The organism is Streptomyces sp. PA03-6a (genome assembly GCF_033792765.1).
Classification (GTDB): Bacteria; Actinomycetota; Actinomycetes; order Streptomycetales; family Streptomycetaceae; genus Actinacidiphila.
Map to the genome: position 1 here is coordinate 1 of NZ_JARAVK010000491.1, position 2,915 is coordinate 2,915.

Consider the following 2,915-nt stretch of genomic DNA (forward strand, 5'->3'; position numbering starts at 1 on the left):
TCGCACGCCCCCACGGTCCCCTCGGGGGCGTGCGACGGCGCGGGCTGCGCGGCCGGTGCCGGGGGCCGGACGACGGCGGTCGGCGCGGTGTGCGACAGGGTGAGGCTCTCGCGCGGGACGCTGGCGGTCTCGGTCTCGGCGGCGCTCGCCCGCAGCATCCGCTCGGCCTCCGCCGCCGACAGACGCCGCTCCGGCTCCCGCACCAGCAACCCCGCGATGACCGGCCCCAACGACCCCGCCCGGCCCGCCACCGGCACCTCATCGGTGGCGATCGCGTACGCCGTCTCGATCGCCGTGTCCCGGCGGAACGGCGAACGCCCCTCCACCGCCTGGAACAACGTCGCCCCCAACGCCCACAGATCCGCCTCAGGACCCGGAGCACCACCGGTCAGCCGCTCCGGAGCCAGGAAGTCGATCGAACCGATCAGCTCACCCGTCCGCGTCAGCGTCGACGTTCCCGAGGCCTGCGCGATCCCGAAGTCCGTCAGCACCACCCGCCCCGACTCCGACAACAGCACGTTGCCCGGCTTCACATCCCGGTGCAGCACCCCCGCCGCATGCGCCGCACGCAACGCCGCCACCATCCCCCGGCCGATCCGGGCCGCCTCCCCCGGCGCCACCGGACCCCGCTCCTTCAGCAGATCACCCAAGGTCGTCGACGGCACGTACTCCATCACGATCGTCGGCAGACCCCCGTCGTCCACCACGTCGTGCACCACCACGACATTGGGATGACTGATCCGCGCCGCACTGCGCGCCTCCCGCCGGGTCCGCTCGAACAACGTCTCCAGCTCGTCGTCCTGCAGGTGCGGCTGGGGCTGGTGGAGGCGCTTGACCGCCACCGCACGGCCCAGCAGCTCGTCCTCGGCCCGCCAGACCGTGCCCATGCCGCCACGGCCTATCCGCTCGACCAGCCGGTATCTCCCGGCCACCAGGCGTCCGAGCTCGGACATCGCGCGCCCCTTCCTGGAACCTACGAGAAGGAACGATATCCGGCCGGGCCACGGGAACCGTCAAAGCCGTGGCCCACGCCTCACGCGGCGTACCGGCTGCGGCTACAGCGGGACGATGTCCGGGGCGCCCAGCCGGGCGGCGTCCGCGGTCTGGTCGTCGGGCTGGCGCTGGGACTCCCGCTCGGCCTCGACCCGCTTCTCGTAGTGCTCGACCTCCTTCTCCACCTGCTCCTTGTCCCAGCCCAGGACGGGGGCCATCAGCTCGGCGGCCTCACGGGCGCTGAGCGTGCCGCGGTCGAAGGTCTCGATGGAGATGCGGGTGCGCCGGGTGAGCACGTCGTCCAGGTGCCGCGCCCCCTCGTGCGATGCGGCGTAGACGACCTCGGCACGCAGGTAGTCGTCGGCCGCGCCCAGCGGGCGGCCCAGCGACGGGTCGTCCTCGATCAGCTGGAGCAGCTCCTCGCAGAGCGAGCCGTAGCGGTTGAGCAGGTGCTCGATCCGCGCCACGTGCAGGCCGGTGCGCGCCGCGATCCGGGCCCGCGCGTTCCACAGGGCGTGGTAGCCCTCCGCGCCGGCCAGCGGGACGTCCTCGGTGACGCACTCGGCGACCCGGTGCGCCAGGCCGTGCACGGCCGCGTCCACCGCGTCCTTGGCCATCACCCGGTACGTCGTGTACTTGCCGCCCGCGACCACCACCAGTCCCGGCACCGGGTGCGCCACGGTGTGCTCGCGCGACAGCTGGCTGGTGGCCTCCGACTCCCCGGCCAGCAGCGGCCGCAGGCCCGCGTACACGCCCTCCACGTCGTCCCGAGTCAGCGGCACGGCGAGCACGGAGTTGACGTGTTCCAGCAGGTAGTCGATGTCCGCGCTGGACGCGGCCGGGTGCGACTTGTCCAGGCTCCAGTCGGTGTCCGTGGTCCCGACGATCCAGTGCCGGCCCCACGGGATCACGAAGAGCACGCTCTTCTCGGTCCGCAGGATCAGCCCCGTCGAGGAGTGGATCCGGTCCTTCGGCACGACCAGGTGTATCCCCTTGGACGCCCGCACGTGGAACTGGCCGCGCTCCCCGATCAGCGCCTGCGTGTCGTCCGTCCACACCCCGGTGGCGTTCACGATCTGCCGGGCGCGCACCTCGTAGACGCCCCCGGCCTCCACGTCCTCCACCCGGGCGCCCACCACGCGCTCGCCCTCGCGCAGGAAGCCGATCACCCGGGCCCGGTTCGCGGCCAGCGCGCCGTACGCGGAGGCCGTCCTGACCAGCGTCATCGTGTACCGGGCGTCGTCCATCTGCGCGTCGTAGTACTGCAGCGCCCCGACCAGGGCCTCCTTCCGCAGGCACGGCGCCACCCGCAGCGCGTTCTTCCGGCTCAGGTGGCGGTGGTGCGGCAGACCGCGGCCGTGCCCGGAGGAAAACGCCATCGTGTCGTACAGCGTCACACCGGCGCCCGCGTAGAAGCGCTCCCACACCCGGTGCTGCAGCGGGTACAGGAACGGCACCGGCTTCACCAGGTGCGGCGCCAGGCGCTGGAGCAGCAGACCGCGCTCCTTGAGGGCCTCCCGGACGAGGGCGAAGTCCAGCATCTCCAGATAGCGCAGCCCGCCGTGGATCAGCTTGCTCGACCGGCTCGACGTCCCGGACGCCCAGTCGCGGGCCTCCACGATGCCGGTCGCCAGCCCGCGCGTCGCGGCGTCCAGCGCCGTCCCGGCGCCCACGACGCCCGCGCCCACCACGAGTACGTCGAGTTCCTGCTCCGCCATCCGGGCGAGCGCGGAGGAACGCTCCGCCGGTCCCAGTGTCGCCGTCAGCATCCTGGCCTCCCGTCGTGACGCGGGGTCGCGCCTCAGCGCATTCCCCGTCCCCACGATCGTTACCCGTGTCGTGGCCCCCGGCTACTTCGGGCTCCGCCGGTCCCCGGTTCGTCCGTGCGGGTGCGTTGCGCCTGCGGCGGGCATCCCCCACCC

Annotated in this window: 2 protein-coding genes; both read right to left on the bottom strand. The window is 73.1% G+C overall.

All coding sequences use genetic code 11. From position 1 onward, the window contains the following. A partial coding sequence (locus tag PV350_RS45910) for a serine/threonine-protein kinase (RefSeq protein ID WP_500339226.1) occupies positions 1-953 on the bottom strand: 953 nt, incomplete at its 3' end. Between the two features lie 102 nt (positions 954-1,055). Then, entirely contained in the window at positions 1,056-2,762 is a 1,707-nt protein-coding gene (locus tag PV350_RS45915) for a glycerol-3-phosphate dehydrogenase/oxidase (RefSeq protein ID WP_499513487.1), read from the bottom strand. Between the last annotated feature and the right edge of the window lie 153 nt (positions 2,763-2,915).